Annotated in this window: 20 protein-coding genes; 6 read left to right on the forward strand and 14 right to left on the reverse strand. The window is 41.8% G+C overall.

Annotated elements, in window-relative coordinates; translation table 11 throughout:
- Positions 1-74 precede the first annotated feature (74 nt).
- The 5 genes from QZZ41_RS00745 to QZZ41_RS00765 all read right to left on the reverse strand — a co-directional run bounded on the left by QZZ41_RS00745 (position 75) and on the right by QZZ41_RS00765 (position 1,872).
- Positions 75-401, reverse strand: coding sequence for a hypothetical protein (locus tag QZZ41_RS00745; RefSeq protein WP_295066777.1), 327 nt, complete (start codon positions 399-401; stop codon positions 75-77).
- A 1-nt stretch (position 402) separates the two neighbouring features.
- Positions 403-702 (reverse strand): hypothetical protein, encoded by a 300-nt coding sequence (locus tag QZZ41_RS00750; RefSeq protein ID WP_295066780.1) that lies wholly within the window; start codon positions 700-702, stop codon positions 403-405.
- A gap of 97 nt (positions 703-799) precedes the next feature.
- Positions 800-1,174, reverse strand: coding sequence for a hypothetical protein (locus tag QZZ41_RS00755; protein WP_295066782.1), 375 nt, complete (start codon positions 1,172-1,174; stop codon positions 800-802).
- Between the two features lie 10 nt (positions 1,175-1,184).
- Positions 1,185-1,391: a helix-turn-helix transcriptional regulator gene (locus QZZ41_RS00760; protein ID WP_295066784.1), complete on the reverse strand. Its 207-nt coding sequence runs from the start codon at positions 1,389-1,391 to the stop codon at positions 1,185-1,187.
- Between the two features lie 13 nt (positions 1,392-1,404).
- The gene (locus tag QZZ41_RS00765; RefSeq protein ID WP_074715141.1) at positions 1,405-1,872 is read right to left on the reverse strand and encodes a DUF2975 domain-containing protein; all 468 of its coding nucleotides are present in this window, start codon (positions 1,870-1,872) and stop codon (positions 1,405-1,407) included.
- A 223-nt stretch (positions 1,873-2,095) separates the two neighbouring features.
- Between QZZ41_RS00765 and QZZ41_RS00770 the strand changes: the two genes are divergently transcribed.
- Both QZZ41_RS00770 and QZZ41_RS00775 read left to right on the forward strand, forming a co-directional pair.
- Entirely contained in the window at positions 2,096-2,674 is a 579-nt protein-coding gene (locus QZZ41_RS00770) for a sigma-70 family RNA polymerase sigma factor (protein WP_295066788.1), read from the forward strand.
- A gap of 23 nt (positions 2,675-2,697) precedes the next feature.
- Positions 2,698-3,990, forward strand: a complete 1,293-nt coding sequence (locus QZZ41_RS00775) for a hypothetical protein (protein ID WP_295066790.1) — start codon at positions 2,698-2,700, stop codon at positions 3,988-3,990.
- 38 nt (positions 3,991-4,028) lie between these two features.
- Here QZZ41_RS00775 and QZZ41_RS00780 read toward each other — a convergent pair whose 3' ends face one another.
- On the reverse strand, positions 4,029-5,216 hold the full coding sequence (locus QZZ41_RS00780) for a glycoside hydrolase family 5 protein (protein ID WP_295066792.1): 1,188 nt from the start codon (positions 5,214-5,216) through the stop codon (positions 4,029-4,031).
- 242 nt (positions 5,217-5,458) lie between these two features.
- On the opposite strand from QZZ41_RS00780, the gene QZZ41_RS00785 reads away from it, so the two are divergent.
- Genes QZZ41_RS00785 through QZZ41_RS00795 form a run of 3 tightly spaced genes read left to right on the forward strand, consistent with a single transcriptional unit; the run spans position 5,459 to position 8,445 of the window.
- Positions 5,459-6,550, forward strand: a complete 1,092-nt coding sequence (locus QZZ41_RS00785) for an iron-containing alcohol dehydrogenase family protein (protein WP_295066795.1) — start codon at positions 5,459-5,461, stop codon at positions 6,548-6,550.
- Positions 6,538-7,638, forward strand: a complete 1,101-nt coding sequence (locus QZZ41_RS00790) for a metallophosphoesterase (RefSeq protein ID WP_295066797.1) — start codon at positions 6,538-6,540, stop codon at positions 7,636-7,638. Before QZZ41_RS00785 ends, QZZ41_RS00790 begins: the two co-directional genes overlap by 13 nt.
- 12 nt (positions 7,639-7,650) lie before the next feature.
- Positions 7,651-8,445 (forward strand): TIGR02452 family protein, encoded by a 795-nt coding sequence (locus QZZ41_RS00795; protein WP_295066800.1) that lies wholly within the window; start codon positions 7,651-7,653, stop codon positions 8,443-8,445.
- Between the two features lie 300 nt (positions 8,446-8,745).
- Here the strand turns inward: QZZ41_RS00795 and QZZ41_RS00800 are convergent, their stop codons facing one another.
- The 8 genes from QZZ41_RS00800 to QZZ41_RS00835 form a co-directional block, all read right to left on the reverse strand.
- Entirely contained in the window at positions 8,746-9,525 is a 780-nt protein-coding gene (locus tag QZZ41_RS00800; RefSeq protein ID WP_295066802.1) for a dockerin type I domain-containing protein, read from the reverse strand.
- Between the two features lie 99 nt (positions 9,526-9,624).
- Positions 9,625-10,371 carry an exodeoxyribonuclease III gene (locus tag QZZ41_RS00805; protein WP_295066804.1) on the reverse strand — a complete coding sequence of 249 codons (747 nt, stop codon included), beginning with the start codon at positions 10,369-10,371 and terminating at the stop codon, positions 9,625-9,627.
- A 152-nt stretch (positions 10,372-10,523) separates the two neighbouring features.
- Complete coding sequence (locus QZZ41_RS00810) at positions 10,524-13,007, reverse strand: hypothetical protein (protein WP_295066806.1); 2,484 nt, start codon at positions 13,005-13,007, stop codon at positions 10,524-10,526.
- Positions 12,997-13,491 carry an RNA polymerase sigma factor gene (locus QZZ41_RS00815; protein ID WP_295066808.1) on the reverse strand — a complete coding sequence of 165 codons (495 nt, stop codon included), beginning with the start codon at positions 13,489-13,491 and terminating at the stop codon, positions 12,997-12,999. Before QZZ41_RS00815 ends, QZZ41_RS00810 begins: the two co-directional genes overlap by 11 nt.
- A gap of 135 nt (positions 13,492-13,626) precedes the next feature.
- Entirely contained in the window at positions 13,627-13,947 is a 321-nt protein-coding gene (gene trxA, locus QZZ41_RS00820) for a thioredoxin (protein WP_295066810.1), read from the reverse strand.
- A 19-nt stretch (positions 13,948-13,966) separates the two neighbouring features.
- Positions 13,967-14,416, reverse strand: coding sequence for a GNAT family N-acetyltransferase (locus tag QZZ41_RS00825; protein WP_295066813.1), 450 nt, complete (start codon positions 14,414-14,416; stop codon positions 13,967-13,969).
- 3 nt (positions 14,417-14,419) lie between these two features.
- Complete coding sequence (locus tag QZZ41_RS00830) at positions 14,420-14,623, reverse strand: ferredoxin-thioredoxin reductase catalytic domain-containing protein (protein ID WP_074715175.1); 204 nt, start codon at positions 14,621-14,623, stop codon at positions 14,420-14,422.
- 22 nt (positions 14,624-14,645) lie between these two features.
- A complete protein-coding gene (locus QZZ41_RS00835) occupies positions 14,646-15,803 on the reverse strand; it encodes an FprA family A-type flavoprotein (RefSeq protein ID WP_295066816.1) in 1,158 nt (385 codons plus the stop codon).
- Positions 15,804-16,022: 219 nt separating this feature from the next.
- On the opposite strand from QZZ41_RS00835, the gene QZZ41_RS00840 reads away from it, so the two are divergent.
- A complete protein-coding gene (locus QZZ41_RS00840) occupies positions 16,023-16,124 on the forward strand; it encodes a DUF3789 domain-containing protein (RefSeq protein ID WP_295066818.1) in 102 nt (33 codons plus the stop codon).
- Positions 16,125-16,221: the final 97 nt, after the last annotated feature.

The following is a 16,221-nucleotide window of genomic DNA, read 5'->3' on the forward strand; positions in this document are numbered from 1 at the left end:
TTCCTTTCTCCAGCGATTTGACTTTCAGTTTTATATCCTCATCTTTATACTTATATGACAGAAATCCCCTGCCGTTACAGCTTTTCATCAAACTCCGTCACTGCATTGACATTCTCAGATATAAACCGCTCATAATCGTCTGTTTCAAGCTCAAGACTTTCATATATCGCAGCAAGTGTACTGTCATTTTCATACCGTATAAGCTTAACGCTGTCATCTACCCTTATATCGAATATCTCTTCCATCCTTGCTGTCCTCTCCGCATTAAAATGAGTAAAATGACCGTCAAAGTATTCTTTTATTAAAATGGCTGTTACTGCTATAAACAGCAAACACAGAACTAACAGCAGTCTCATAACGATAGTCCTGAGATCCTTTTTCAGCTCATCGCTTACCTTCATATCATACACCTGCTATGAGAAAAAAGTCGATACCGTACAGCATAAGTGCCGCCAGCAACACCCTGTAGACAGCCATTACAGCTGCTACTGACTTAGGGATAAATTCGTCCTTGAAGTAGAGACGTTTGAAACCTATGGGTATGACAGCTGTTATAAGAGCGATTATGCCTGCGATATTCAGGTATTCGCTGCCCCCTGCGCACAGCACCGAGCAGATAAGGAAATCAAATACACACAGAGCCATGTCTATGCCGTAAGTGTGTCTCAGTTCATGTACCTTTTTAACTGCTGTTTTTTTCATAACGATCCCTCCTCAAAGACCTATTATAAATATCTGCATACTATGTTTAGAGTTTGCCCCCATGTGCGGAAATACGTTACCCCGTATTATTTCTGAATTATTCTATTGTTATCTGTATCACCCGAGAAACAACTTTCCTGTGTGCCCTTGCCTCTATCATGACATTGAGCTTTCCTGTTTTCTCGCCTACTATAAGTGAGCTTCTGTCGCTCATTATCGTAAGCTTTTCGTATCCGCCGTCTTCCCATTGAGCACTCGATATCTCTGTGTCTATGCAGTTTTGAAATTCAGCCACATCACTCAGCTTCACCTCTGAGTGATGTGAAAATATCAGCTGTTCCTTTACGGTCACAACAGGCTCTTCTCTCATATAATGCGCTATCTTGTATGCTTCATAGCCTGCAACCACCAGTCCGAACACGAATAAAACAGCTACTATGAGCTTTAATATCCGCCATATCACCCTTACCATATCCTTCCCCCTATTCGCGTCTGAATTCCAGTATATCTCCCGGCTGACACTCAAGCTCCTCGCATATCCTTTCAAGAGTAGAAAAGCGAACTGCCTTTGCCTTGCCTGTTTTCAGTATGGAAAGATTTGCAGTTGTTATGCCTACTCTTTCTGCAAGCTCCTGAGAGGACATCTTCCGCTTCGCCATCATTACATCAAGATTTACTATGATCGGCATGGAAAACACCTCCTTATATAGTAAAGTCGTTTTCCGACTTTATCTCTACAGCCTTCTCAAACACGTTTTTCAGCACGCGCATGATAAGCCCGAACATTATGGCTACCATTCCTACAAAGGCGAATATTGAGCTCCACAGCCCGAATATGATGCATACAGCTCCTGCTGCCATACATATCCACGATATCCTGCGCAGACAGCTTGTGTTCTTAGGTATGAACACCTCGTCCTTTCGGATATTGCCGAGAAGTACGTGTAAATTCCAGAGTGCTGCCAGTGCAAGTGCGTCACATACATAAAGGGTTATGCACATGGGCAGATACATAGTCTCTCTGTCAAGTATGCCTGCCGCTTCAACTGTCATTTCGTACTGATACCATTCGGCTATGGTAGGTATGAAAAATGCAACAAATACAGCCACACCTGCTGCCGCTATGGTAAGTACACGGGATAAGAATAGAGATCTGTTGTTATTCCACATATATCGTCGCTCCTCTTAGTTTTTTCAGTTTTCTTACTGTGACTATAGTATAGCACATAAAATATCATTTGTCAATAGAAAATTATCGTTTTTCAATAATTTTTTTCTGTTTTTCAAAATTATTGCTTTTTTTGCGAAAAAATGGTATAATAAAGTGTCTGAAATATGCCCATTCATTCGATTATTTTTATTGAATGCATTCAAAATAAAGGAGGAATTTCTGATGACAGATGCCGAACTGAAAGAGCTTATGTCTCAGTCTGTACCAAAATGTCACAGAGCAGTCTTTGACCTGTACTGTAACTATGTCTACGCGATAGTTATAGATATCCTCAGAAATTGTGGGACTCGCGAGGATATCGAGGATTGCGTCAGTGATATATTCATGAAGCTTTATAAGCGTTTTGACGTAAATACTGACTTTTCAGGCAACCTCAAGGGATACATAGGTACGATATCAAGGAATACAGCTATAGACGCTTTTCGCAGACTCAGCGTCCATAACAACAGGAATTTCTCTATAGACGAAAACAACATGGAAGAACTGCGTTCTGACGACTCATTGATGGAAAATTCGGAAAGAAAGGAACAATCACGTATCATTCTCGGAAAGATCAAGGAATTGGGAGAGCCCGACTCAACTATTATCATCCAGCAGTATTATTACAACCGGACAGCTAAAGAGATCGCTGAGAGTATCTCTATGTCATCTGCTGCCGTTCAGAAGCGCAGCAGCCGCGCAAAACAAAGACTTAAACTGCTCCTCGCAGAAGCAGGCATTGGCAAGGAGGGGTTGATTTGAGTTTATTTAAGGAGATTGATAACATGATCATTGACAAAATTTCGGAGGAATTCCCTGTTCTCACAGATGCTGAGAAGGAGAGAATTTTTGCAATGAGCGAAAAAAAGTACAATATGGATAACCAGGAAAAAGATAACGTGGGTTTCGATGATGAGTCAGAAGTAAGAGGAGTTGAACAGTATAACAGACCAATATTATCAAGAATAACAAGCATTGCAGCTGCGGCAGTAATACTCATGGCAGGTATTTCGGGCGGTACGGCATTTATAAAATTCAAAAAGAATAATCCCGCTACCGACCAGACAAAACCTACAGAAGCTGTTTCAGAGATCGCCACAGAAAAAGAAGGAAAACAAGATATTGCATCAGAATATGCAGAAATAGCTTACAAGCTCACAAACAGATTTGCGGAGCTCGAAAATAAATATTATAATCATGCATTAAGTGTAGATATTGATGATACTCTTTCATTTAATGTATATAATTCCGATGTACCGGGAAAGAAAGCAACCGAAAAACACTATTACAGAGTTACCGATGCGGACATCCAGTCAGGTGATGACCTGAAGAATGAGATAAAAAGTCTGCTTACAGTTGAATTCTATGACAGACTTTTCAGTGTAAACTCAGGCGAAGACTATGAGACACTCATTATCGAGCCTCAGTACACTTATCTTTTCTCAAACAGCGATTTCGATAAGGATCTCAGTAATTATGAAAACAATTCGGATATAGACTTAGCCGATGTTAACTATCATTCACTTGATTTCATTACCTATAAGGGCGGATTTTACGTTTCAACGTTCCATAATCCACCCGTTAACAGCGGCAGCTATTCAAACTATCCGAATGTTGTAAAAATAAAGAAAAACGGTTTCTCGGCAACTCTGTTTGCAAATTTCAAGCCTTTTATCAACACTGATAAATCACAGGTCGGCACAAATCTGCAATTCGACTTTGTTTGTGAAGAAGGCGAATGGAAGATAAATGATATCATTATAGGACGTAATATGGAAAGTGCAGCAGCATATGCTATCAAGGACTATTTCATAAACGATTGTGACGATTATGATATTAAAGACCTGATGATAACAAAGGATATATTTATCAACGACCTGGAAGAAGATGTTAAGATTTTCAGCTACGATGATGATAACAGCTGTAAGGTAGTCTGCGCCATAAAAGACAAGTATGGCAATGATTTCCTCGAATTCCAAGGGAATGTAGTATTCAAAAATGACGGGTTCAGATACGCCCTGGCAAATGATCGTTCCGGAATTGAACTTACCGATGTTTCGGTAACAGAATTACAATAACATGAAAAAGCTCCCTTTTCGGGAGCTTTTTTCTTTAGTTATGCTTTTTTCCTCACGCAAAGACCTGCCATAGGGTCTTTGTTTTTTACGCCTTTTACTATAGCTTCTATAATAGCAGGCTGAGTCTGTGTAAGCTTCCGCCTGTCAAATAGTGCGAGACCGTACTGTCCGTTGAAGCCGTTGTCCCAGTATATGGGCGTTATACCGTTCTTTGCGGCAGTTCCTGCCACAAAACCGTTGTAATACGCACGGTTCTCTTCTATTTTATTTGATATAGCCTCATTTGCCACACCCTTGTCGATACAGCCGAATTCTCCGAGTACAACAGGTATGCCCTTGTCGATATACTTCTTTTTCAGCTTTTCAAACTGGAACCGCATATGGTTCTCATCGCCCCAGTTGGCAACGCTGTCGGGTGAGAGTCCGTACTCATCGGATATTCTCTGCCCCTTTTCGCCCCAGAGGAAAACGTCCTTTTCCTCTTCACCGCAGTAGTCCCACGGGTCGTAAAAATGCACGGAAAGGATAAGCCTTCCCTCATCGGCGGTATTGCCCTTGTCCTCGGGGAAGCAGAAGCCGTAATCCCCGCAGGTATAGTCTATATTTGTATTCCAGCCGCATACCATGAGCCAGCGGTGGGTATTGTTCTTGCCACATTCGCGGACAGTGTCAACGAATATGCGGTTGTAATCATTGATATTCACGTAATACTCGGGTACGGGATCGTGATATATGCCGTCAAAGACCTCGTTCATGCTCTCGAATATGAGGTGCTCGTCAAGGTCTGCAAAGCGTTCAGCCACCTGTCTCCACACAGCTCTGAATTTCTTCTTTATACGGTCCTGATCTTCTTCATCACAGAACAGCCAGCCGCCTTTTATGGTGTGGTAGGCATCGCCGTGGATATTGATTATCACGAACATTTCTCTTTTGTAGCAGTAATCAACTACCTCTGCTATCCTTTCGAGCCACTCATGGTCTATCATATAGCCGTTTTCATCATCTATCTTACTGAGGTAGGTTATGGGTATCCTTACAGTGTTAAAGCCTGCATCGGCAACTGCGTCTATTATCTCCTGTGAGGTTTTCGGATTGCCCCATACAGTCTCGCTGGGTATACCACCGAAATTCGCTTCGAGGGTATTTCCGCAGTTCCAGCCCACACCCATTTTTTCTGCAATGTCAGCCGATGAAGCTGTAAATATCCTATTGTCTTTTCTGTTCATTACATCGGTATCCCCTTTCGCAGAATAACAAGCTGTCCTAATATCAGATTTGTGCTGTATTATAATTTACATATTCATTATACCATAACTTTTCCACTGTTTTCAACCTACAGTTGAAACAGAAGATTATATGCTACAAAAAAGCGTTTTTTCTACCCATGTATTGACACTGCTCCTTAAAACAGGTACAATAATAGTATAAGTAATAAAAGAGAATTCTATATATCAAATGAGGTAAAAATATGATGTTTTTCATGCCTGCAAAGGTAATTTATGAACCTGACTGCGTTGTTTCTCACAGTAAAGACTTAGCAGCTCTCGGTACTCATGCACTTATAGTTACAGGACATAATTCTTCACAGCGAAACGGCTCTCTCGATGATGTTATCACTGCACTTGAGAGGCACGGCGTAAAATATACGGTATTCAATGAGACAGAGGAGAACCCTTCCGTTGAAACTGTTATGAAAGCACGGGATATGGGTCTTTCCTGTGGTGCTGACTTCGTTATCGGAGTAGGCGGCGGTTCAGCTCTCGATGCTTCAAAGGCTGTAGCGGTAATGATGAAAAATCCCGAAAGCTCATGGGAACTTATGTATGACAATTCTGCTGCTCCCCGTTTTCTGCCACTTGCTGCTGTTCCCACTACCTGCGGAACAGGCTCTGAGGTAACGGGTGTTTCTGTACTCACGCGGCACGACCTGAGTACCAAAATGTCTATGGTACACAAGGTATTCCCCAGTCTCGCGCTCTGCGACGGTAAATACCTGCTTACTGCGCCGAAGCAGCTCATTGCAAATACTGCTGTTGACGCTCTCAGCCATATGATAGAAAGCTATATCCACTCCTCTGCTTCTTATCTCAGCCGTATGTGCGCCGACAGCGGCATGAAGCTCTGGAAAAGCTGCAAGTACTTCCTTGCAGGAAATATGCCTCTTGACATCAATACTGCCAATGACCTGCTCACGGCTTCTACACTGGGTGGAATGGCTATTGCTCAGACAGGGACTTCCATTCCTCACGGTCTGAGCTACACTCTCACCTATGAGGGCGGTATCCCCCACGGTGCGGCTGTTGGAGCTTTCCAGCGGGGATATCTCAGAAACGCCGAACTCTCCGACCGCGAACACGTTCTGTCTGTGACGGGCTTTGCCGATACAGACGAGCTGGGGCAGTTCATTGCTGATATAAGCCCTGTAAATGCGTCACAGGAGCTTCTGGAAAAGGCTGCGGATAATCTGCTCAGCAACCCGAAAAAGCTTGCAAGCTGTCCATATAATGTAAACGCGGACGTTGTACGCGATATTATCGGAGGTGTCATATGTTCTGGCTGATACTTTTTGCACTTGCAGGCGTTATAAGTCTTGGCAGTATATTTTATCTTCTCACAAGATTTCATAAATTCGGCTTTGTACAGAAAATAGCCGAAAACCACAAAAAGCTGTCATGGCTGCTTTGCCTTGTACCTTTGATCGGTATAGGCTGTTTCGGTATTATAAATACCTATGCGGTAGTTATCATAGTTTTTCATCTGGCAGCCTTCTGGCTCATCGCAGACCTTCTGGGAAAGATAGTCCGCAAGATAATAAAAAAAGAACGCCGATTCTATATCGAAGGAGTTCTGACTATACTCTTTACGGCTGTATATCTCACTTTTGGCTGGATAAACGCCCACGACGTAAAAAGAACTGCCTATACAGTCCATACAGACAAACCTATAGCAGGCGGAAGTCTCAGGATAGTGGGCATTGCGGACTCTCACCTCGGCATTACCCTTAACGGCGAACAATTCGCAAAGGAAATGAAGCGTATACAAGCCGAAGAGCCCGATGTGGTAGTAGTCGCAGGAGACTTTGTTGACGATGATTCATGCCGCGAGGATATGGTGCAAGCCTGCAAGGCCTTAGGCGAGCTGAAAACCACCTACGGCGTTTATTTCACGATCGGCAATCACGATAAGGGCTATTATGAATCGGGACACCGCGACTTCACTATCGAGGACCTCTACAGCGAACTCGAAAAGAACAATGTTACACTCCTTGAGGACGATGTAGTCGAGGTTAACGACACTTTCCGCATAGTTGGCAGACTTGATAAACACTATAAGGAACGTGAGGATATAAAAACCCTCACGAAAGACCTTGATAACTCAAAGTTCGAGCTTATCCTCGATCATCAGCCTAACGACTACGATAACGAGGCTGCCGCAGGTGCTGACCTTGTGTTCTCGGGACATACCCACGGCGGACATATATGGCCGTCAGGATATATCGGACTTCTCATAGGTGCCAATGATTTTGTCTACGGCTCAAAGACTATCGACAATACCAAATTCATCGTTACCTCAGGTATATCAGGCTGGGCTATCCCATTCAAAACAGGCTGTATCTCGGAATATGTAGTCATGGACGTTACAAATTAAGAAGGTGTATTTATGAATAATATCACTATTGCAAACGAGACCATAAAAATTACCGAAAACGGTTTCTACGAGCTGAACGGCAAACACATAGACATTAAAGGCGATTCCCGTGCAGTAGAAGTCATAAGTCCGCAAAAGGGTGCTGAGCTTATTGAAAAGCTCATTATCAGCGGTGATGAAATGTGCAGCATAACCGTTACGCAGGAGGACTCTTTTTCAGCCGCAGGCAGATTTGAACGCCCCTTTGTTATGAATTTCGCCAATGCTCACAAGGCAGGAGGCGGCTTCAGATTGGGCGCAAACGCTCAGGAAGAGGCTCTTTGCAGATGCAGTACCCTGTATGCTTCCATAACCTCTGCTGAGGCTAAAAAGATGTATCTTTACAATAATACGCATATCAGTCCTGTAGAGTCTGACTATATGCTCTATTCACCTGATGTATGTGTATTCCGCGATAACAAATGTGAGCCTATGGAGCAGCCGTTCATGACTTCGGTCATAACTGTACCTGCTCCCAACAGAAGAGGTGCAGCTATATTCGCCTCAAATAAGAAGATAGCAGAAACTATGACAAGGCGCATAAGGATACTGCTTGCAGTCGCCGCAGAACACGGTCATAAGAATATTATACTGGGTGCATGGGGCTGCGGAGCTTTTGGCAATAAGTCCGAGGACGTTGCAGGCTATTTCCGAAAAGTCATCATAGACGAAGGCTTCGGAAAGCTCTTCGAGAATATCTGCTTCGCCATTTACTCAGGCGGAAACGATAAGAAGTACAATATCTTCAAAAATATATTTGAACAGTAAAACGGTACACTTAACCGTGGTATTGATACAGAGGCTTTTATAACTATTATTGAGGGAGACCCTTTTGAAAAAGGGTCCTCCCTCAAACTCCCTCACTAAAACTTCTGTTTTTATTTTTTCCCAGATAGGGCGCGACCTGTATACTTGCAGGTCTTTTTATTTTTCGTACGCGCCCTATCTGGGAAAAAATCAGATAAAAGTCTTTGGAAAGGGGTTCGGGGAAGAACCTTTCCTCAGAAAGGTTTTCCCCGAGTAATAACTATAAACTTCTATATTAGTACCATGATTATGTGTACCGTTTTATGATTTTTCGATAAGTGCCTTTCTCATAAGTATAAGATCAAATACATCTACGTCATCATCAAAGTCGAAATCAGCAGCTTCCCAGTTATTGAGAAAAGCATCTGAAGAACGCATCATCCATTTCTTAAAGAGAAGCAGGTCAGCAATATCAAAACTACCGTCAATATTTACGTCACCCATGACTTCTTTTGTTTTATCAGGGATATAATACTGCACTTTTATATACTCTTCATCATCTATTTCTTCATAAAATGACTTGTTCATGTCCTCTTCGTAAAAGCCTGCAAAGTCAGGACTCAGACGGATATAATTCAGTACAGCAGCAAGTCTTTCTGTGTATCTGCCGTAAAAATGCGAAATAGGCGTGATAACGCTCTTAATTCCTTCATCTGCATTTTCGCGGAGCTTTTCTCTTGTACAGAAATCCGTATCGGGTACTCCGAAATTTTCATACAAGCAATTAGAAAAATACTCATATACTGTACTAACTCCCTCATCTCCGAACACTTCATATGAGTACACTGTTTTTTCGGGTTTGAGGTAAATTGCAGGATATGCCCCCTTTTCCAGCAGCTCCGAAACTCTTGATGCTGTCCAGATATCAGCAGCATCTATGCCTTTCTCACTGAACAGATCTTCAATAGAACCGTCCTTTGTCATCGTGTAAATATCATCATAGGAATAGCTTTCCTTTACTTCGGCAGAAGCTATCATCGTACTTGCCATAGATGCAAATATTACTGACGACATTATCACAGACATTAACTTTTTTCTCATGACAATCAACCCCTTTAAATATATCATATAAACTATAACACATTGTGTTATTAAACATATTATACAATAATCAATATTGATTGTCAATAAAAAGATGTATTATTTTGTAGTCAGCATAACGGGACAGTGGTCGCTGCCCATAATATCCGTCAGTATCTCGGAGTTTTTAACGCACTCCATAAACCTGTCGGATACAACAAAATAGTCTATACGCCAGCCTGCGTTCTTTTCACGAGCCTTAAAGCGATAAGACCACCACGAATAAGTAACTGTATCGGGATAGAGCTTTCTGAATGTATCGGTAAAGCCTGCTCCTAAAAGCTCCGTGAACTTGCCGCGCTCCTCGTCCGAGAATCCAGCGTTTCCGCGGTTTGTCTTGGGATTTTTCAGGTCTATCTCTTCATGCGCTACGTTAAGGTCGCCGCAGTACACAACAGGCTTTTTCTTGTCAAGGTCGGAGAGATATGCTCTCATATCGTCCTCGAACTCCATACGGTAGTCGATACGCTTCAATCCGTCCTGTGCGTTCGGTACATAGCAGCATACGAAGTAAAAGTCCTCGTACTCGCAGGTGATGACTCTGCCCTCGTCCATGTGAGTACCGTTTATGCCGTATGTAACGGACAAAGGCTCGGTCTTGCTGAATACAGCCGTACCCGAATAGCCTTTCTTTACTGCGCTGTGAAAATATATATGGTATCCCTCGGGCTTGAAGTCAGCCTGATCGGGCTGCATTTTTGTTTCCTGCAAGCAGAATATATCAGCGTCCGCAGCCTTGAAGAAATCCTCAAAGCCCTTTTGCAGACAAGCACGAAAGCCGTTTACGTTCCATGATATGAGCTTCATTGTTATACCTCCGAAAAAATTTCTCCGCAGCCATACCGACTGCGGAGACTTTATATTATTATATCATGTTATTACAAATAAATCAACAGTCGCGGCGATACATTGCCCTTCTCGTTATCTTGAACTTGAAAAATGATGCAGCGTCACACTGCTTAGTACCTGTTATACTGATTTTTTATTATTGATCTGAGACTATCAATGTCCTTCTCTGAAAAATGCCTGTAATAGCTGTCGCTGCTTTCATCTGCCGTGCCAGAATGCTTTTCGATAAGTACGGTATCATCGCCCCATTCGGGTTTAGTGGCTCTTAAATCAGGTATATATATCACGAATTCATATTTCTCAGTTTCAACTATGATAGTGTAGTATCCTTTCATATGCCTGTCGCCATGCTTTGAACCTGTTTTAAATGAATCACCGTGCAGCAGCCAGAAATCCTCGTCTCCGCCTTCCTTATCCAGTATGCTGAACATATCAAGCAAACAACTTACGTACATATTATATTTATCACTGTCTGTGATGACCTGTGCCATTGAACCAACTCCTATACCGCTTATGAGTTCGGGATACACATTGACTACAGGAATATTGTGAGTTTTTATGTTCTCTGAATAGTTTATCTGTTCATATGTATCATTCAGATATGGCATTTCAAAGCTGTCGGAGTCAAATACATAGTTTTTGAGCTCAAATTTTATTTTGCTGTATGCCATACTTGCCTCATAGGAGATCAGCTGTCCTTTTTCTGTCAAAACGATAGTATATTCTCCTGCTCCATAATAATTACTTGTAAAGTGATACTCCGTATTTCCACCGCCTAAATACTTAGACTCAATACTGATATCATCGCTCTGCTGCATGGCAGGAGTAAGTCCCTGTTCTATTTTTTTGGATAAATATACATAATGGAACTCCGGTTTAGGTATCATTACCGTATTATATGAGTATACATAATCTAAACATTTATCATGATCGGTGTTATTGACAGTTGAATATGCAGAATTGTCATCACCTATCATTAATACTGTAGTACAGATATCGTCACCATTTTCTGTTCCCGCACCTGACATATACAATTTCTTGTCCTTTGCATCAAAACTCATGTGACCACTGATATTCTGACTATCTGAATTACCTTCATAATCATACTGTCTGCTGTAAGTAAAATCTGCATCAAGATCATTAAAATTATCAATGCCGTTAAGCATCTTGTCTGCAAGCTTTGAAGCCTCGGTCATAACAAAGTATTTATTGAAAATAGGCTCAAGCTTTTCGATATCACTTTCGTTCTTCAGTTTGCAATACAGATTTTTGTCGTAACAAGAAATATATCCGTTTCTGTATATAGAAGTATCAGATATAGTAAAAGCTCCGGTAGTTATAAGTCCCCTTTTAGTATTTGAATTCACTTCTTCATTAGAACAGGTCACCCATTCAATTGAAGATATCTCATCTGTGAAGCCTTTAGCATCATTCAGCGTATAGTAACGATAAATACTTCCATAATGCGGTCCACTCTGACCAATACCTACTTCTCCGTCCCAGCTGCTTACAGAACAATTATCTGTAGCTCCATCGAACAGAGCTCTTATCTCTTCACTTGTAGCATCACGGGATTCATTATCATATCCAAGTACAGACTTGACAGCGTCGATAAGCTTTTCACATTCAATCTCATTTTTGAGCTTGAAATAGCCGTAAGGATAAGGATCGTCACCTACTGCCATAAGATATCCTTCTTCGGATATTCTGATACCCATTTCGTAATAGTTATTATAATCAAATTCCCCTTCTCTTACCTTTACCCATTCAAAGTTCATTAAAGCATTTGTAAGAGCTTCTTTATCTGTAATGACAAAGTGTGTTAACATCTCATTAGCTAAGCCCTGTCTCGGATAAAATAAAGCCCTATCATTGCTTTTTTCCAGATGAGTGCTGACAAAGATCTTTATTTCATCCTGAGATACCTTTGTCATATATTCCATGATATCGCTGTCTGCATCTTCAAGTACAAGATCAAGCATATCATAAAATACCTGGGTGCTACAACTGCGGTATTCCTCACTGATTATATTTCCCTGCTTATCTGCCTCGCTCCAGAATGAAATACCGTTTTCAGAAATATCTATTTCAAGGTAAGTATCATCTTTCTTATTTTCAAACTCAAATCTCACACTTCTGTAAGCAAGTCTTGTATCGTCAGTCTTTCTGAACTCACCTGCTTGTTCAAGGTATTCAATGACTCTGTCCTTTTTGTCATTTGCCTTCTTTACCAGCGTACTTGGTCCGCCTGAAAGATTCCATACATACTCTTTCATATCGCATGAATCTTTGTTTGCCTTTATCTTATCAAAAATTGAAGTACCGTCATCTTCTTCAGTCACAACAGGCTTATCCTTCATCTTGTTGAAATGATATACTCCGCCGCCTACAGCTCCGCATACAAGTACGAATGCAGCAGCTAAAGCCGCAAATCTTCCCCAGTTGTGCTTTGGAGCTACTTCTATTCCGCTTACGCTTTCCTCATAGTCCGTCATCTCTATAGGCTCAGAGCTGAGCTTTTCCTGCATACGGCTGCGGAATTCATCGCTGCACTTTATCTTTTTAAGAAGGTCATCGTATTCGTTAGGTCTCATAAATATAACCCTCCTTTTCCAGTTCTGTTTTAAGCTTTTTTCTTCCGCGCTGCAATAGTGAGCTTACTGTATTTTCGTTTTTGCCGAGAATATTTGCTATCTCCCTGACGTTAAACTCCTCGAAATAGTACAGAAATATCACAGTTGCATATTTCTCGGGAAGTTTCTCTATCTTCTCTCTTATCTCGTTGTCACGAGCTGTAAATTCACAGCTGAGGGTGTTTTCAAGAGTTTCGTCAAGAGGAGAATTTTTCGTTATACGTGAGCTTTTTTTATAGTTCTTGCAGCGGTTTATGGCTGACCTTAAAAGCCAAGCCTTCATGTGTTCTTCGTTTTCAAAATCCTGTGGCTTTGCATGAAGCGTCAGGAAAACTTCCTGCGTTATATCCTCTGCTTCATGGTAGCTTCCAATAATGGCGAACGCCATTCGCAGGACGGTATCGCCGTATTTATTGAACGCATACAACGCTGAATTGTCATTCATAGAACTTCCTCCTTTCTGTAGAAGCGTCGCTTCATAAATATATACAACTCTGAAAATATTTTCCGTGCATATTTCAAAAATAATTTTGAATATATAAACAGCAAAGCTCACTGACTTTCATCAGTGAGCTTATACTTATTCAAGACCAGCGAGAGCTAAAATAGCTTCCTTTGGCTGAAGTCCTACGGACTTATTTACTAATTTTCCGTCCTTGACTACTGCGAGCATAGGTATGCTCTCAACGCTGAAAGCTGATGCAAGCTCGGGCTGCTCGTCAACATTGACCTTGCCAACCTTTAACTTGCCCTTGTATTCGTCAGCTATCTGCTCGATAACAGGACCCAGTGCCATGCATGGTCCGCACCACATTGCCCAGAAATCAATAAGAACGGGTGTATCCTTATATTGAAGCACTTCTCTGTTGAAATTCTCCTTTGTGATAACAACTTCGTACATTTTTTACCTCCTGTAGTTTTTATTCGGTTTCTTTTACGTAAAGGCGGTCAGTGCCGCCACCGTAGTTTACTATATCACGGACATATCTGTATCCGTAATGCTCATAAAGTCCCGTATATTCTGTGGGGATATACGTCCTTTTGAAGCCCAGCTCCTTCGCATAGCTGTTGGCATGGTCTATGAGCTGACCGCTTATATGGTGTCCCCTTGCGCTTTCGGTCACAAAGATACAGGATATCCACGGGTATATATCAGGCAGCGGATAATAGTCCTCTTTCATTATGAAAGCCATACCCACTATTTTTCCGTCCTCCACAGCTGCAAACATACACTCCCAGTCTGTGAACTCCCACGACCTAATCATATTCGCAATATGCTCCTTTACATCATGCCATGAGCAGTCCTCAACAAATTTCAGGAGCTGCTTTGCAAGCTCTGTATCCTTATTGACTTTGCTTATCGTTACCATTGATCAATCGTCCAGCGACTTATAATAAAGCATACAGTGGCAGAAGCCCTCGAAATTCGGGTCTGCTATCTGGTCGCGGAACTCCTTGCACATACACTTGTTTTCGGGAGTCTTTGCCAATCTGCACGGACAATAGCCGTCCTTCATTTTAAGTCCCTCTTTTATTCTGTCAACAACTTCCTTGTCGGGATTGAGTGTAATTTTCATATTCAGTCCCTCCTTGAATATTTTATTTCATCAGCTCGTCTGCAAGTGCATCAATCTGAGCGATATTTGCAGCCTTTACAGCTGACTTGATAGATACTGTGGTATCTGTGAATGTGATATTCTTTGACTTCTCAAACATTGCCTTTACTGTCTTTGCAACGAGAGGTGCCCAACTTCCGTTCTCGATGATACCGATAGTGCGGTTCTGGTAGTTTCTCTCTGTAAGGTCGAGAATGAAGTGCTTCATGAACGGGAAGATATCAGCATTGTAAGTAGTAGTTGCAATAACAAGCTTTCCATAGCGGAATGCGTCCTCAACTGACTCTGCCATATCCTCTCTTGCAAGGTCTGCAATAGCTACCTTCGGGCAGCCCTTTGCTTCAAGCTTTTCCTTGAGAAGCTCGGCAGCCTTCTTTGTATTGCCGTAAACTGATGTATAAGCGATGAATATGCCCTCAGACTCAACGCCGTAGCTTGACCATGTGTTGTAAAGTCCCAGATAGTAGCCGAGATCTTCCTTGAGGACAGGTCCGTGAAGTGGGCATATCGTCTGTATATCAAGTGCAGCAGCCTTTTTGAGTACGCCCTGTACCTGCATACCGTACTTGCCGACGATACCGAAGTAATAACGGCGAGCTTCACAAGCCCAGTCCTCATCAGCGTCAAGCGCACCAAACTTGCCGAATGCGTCAGCTGAGAAGAGCACCTTGTCTGTGCTGTCGTATGTGAACATTACCTCAGGCCAGTGTACCATAGGAGCAAATACGAATGAAAGCTCGTGCTTGCCGAGAGAGAGCTTCTCCCCTTCCTTGACTTCAAGCTTGTTAGTAATATTAAGTCCCTCGAAGAAATTCTCTATCATTCCGAATGTCTTTGCATTGCCTACGATAGTTGCATCAGGATACTTTTCAAGGAAGTTCTTGATATTTGCGGAGTGGTCGGGCTCCATGTGCTGAACTATAAGGTAATCAGGCTTGCGGTCACCAAGTACCTCAGCGATATTGCCGAGCCACTGGTCAGTGAAATTGCCGTCAACTGTATCGAATACAGCAGTCTTGTCGTCAACTATGATATATGAATTATAAGCCATGCCGTTCGGCACATCGTACTGTCCCTCAAAGAGGTCGATCTGGTGGTCGTTAACGCCGATATAGTAAATGTCATTAGTTATTTTATTCATTGGAGATTACCTCTTTTCAATAATTTACGGATATACCGTATAACATAATAATTATACCATAATTGTAATATATTGAAAAGTGGCATTTGCAACAAATTTAAAGTTTTTTCTTTTATTATGTCGCATAATGCGAATAATATTACTGTACAGAAATGATTATAAAGGATTATTCTGCACATAATAATAACAGCACAAATAATTAAAGTAAAGGAGCAACTTATGCTTAATTTTCTCTTAGGAAGTTTATTTGGTGGGACAATGGGCGTTATAACGATGTGTCTCTGCACAGCAGCAAAATGGGGCGACGAGCACCTAAAATAGCCATTAGCCTTTAGCCCTTAGCCGTTAGCTTGTAGGGAACGGCATCCTCGACGTCCCGAAAAATCAAATTTATTATTATGTACGACCTTATTATCAA

It is taken from the genome of Ruminococcus sp., from assembly GCF_016283395.1.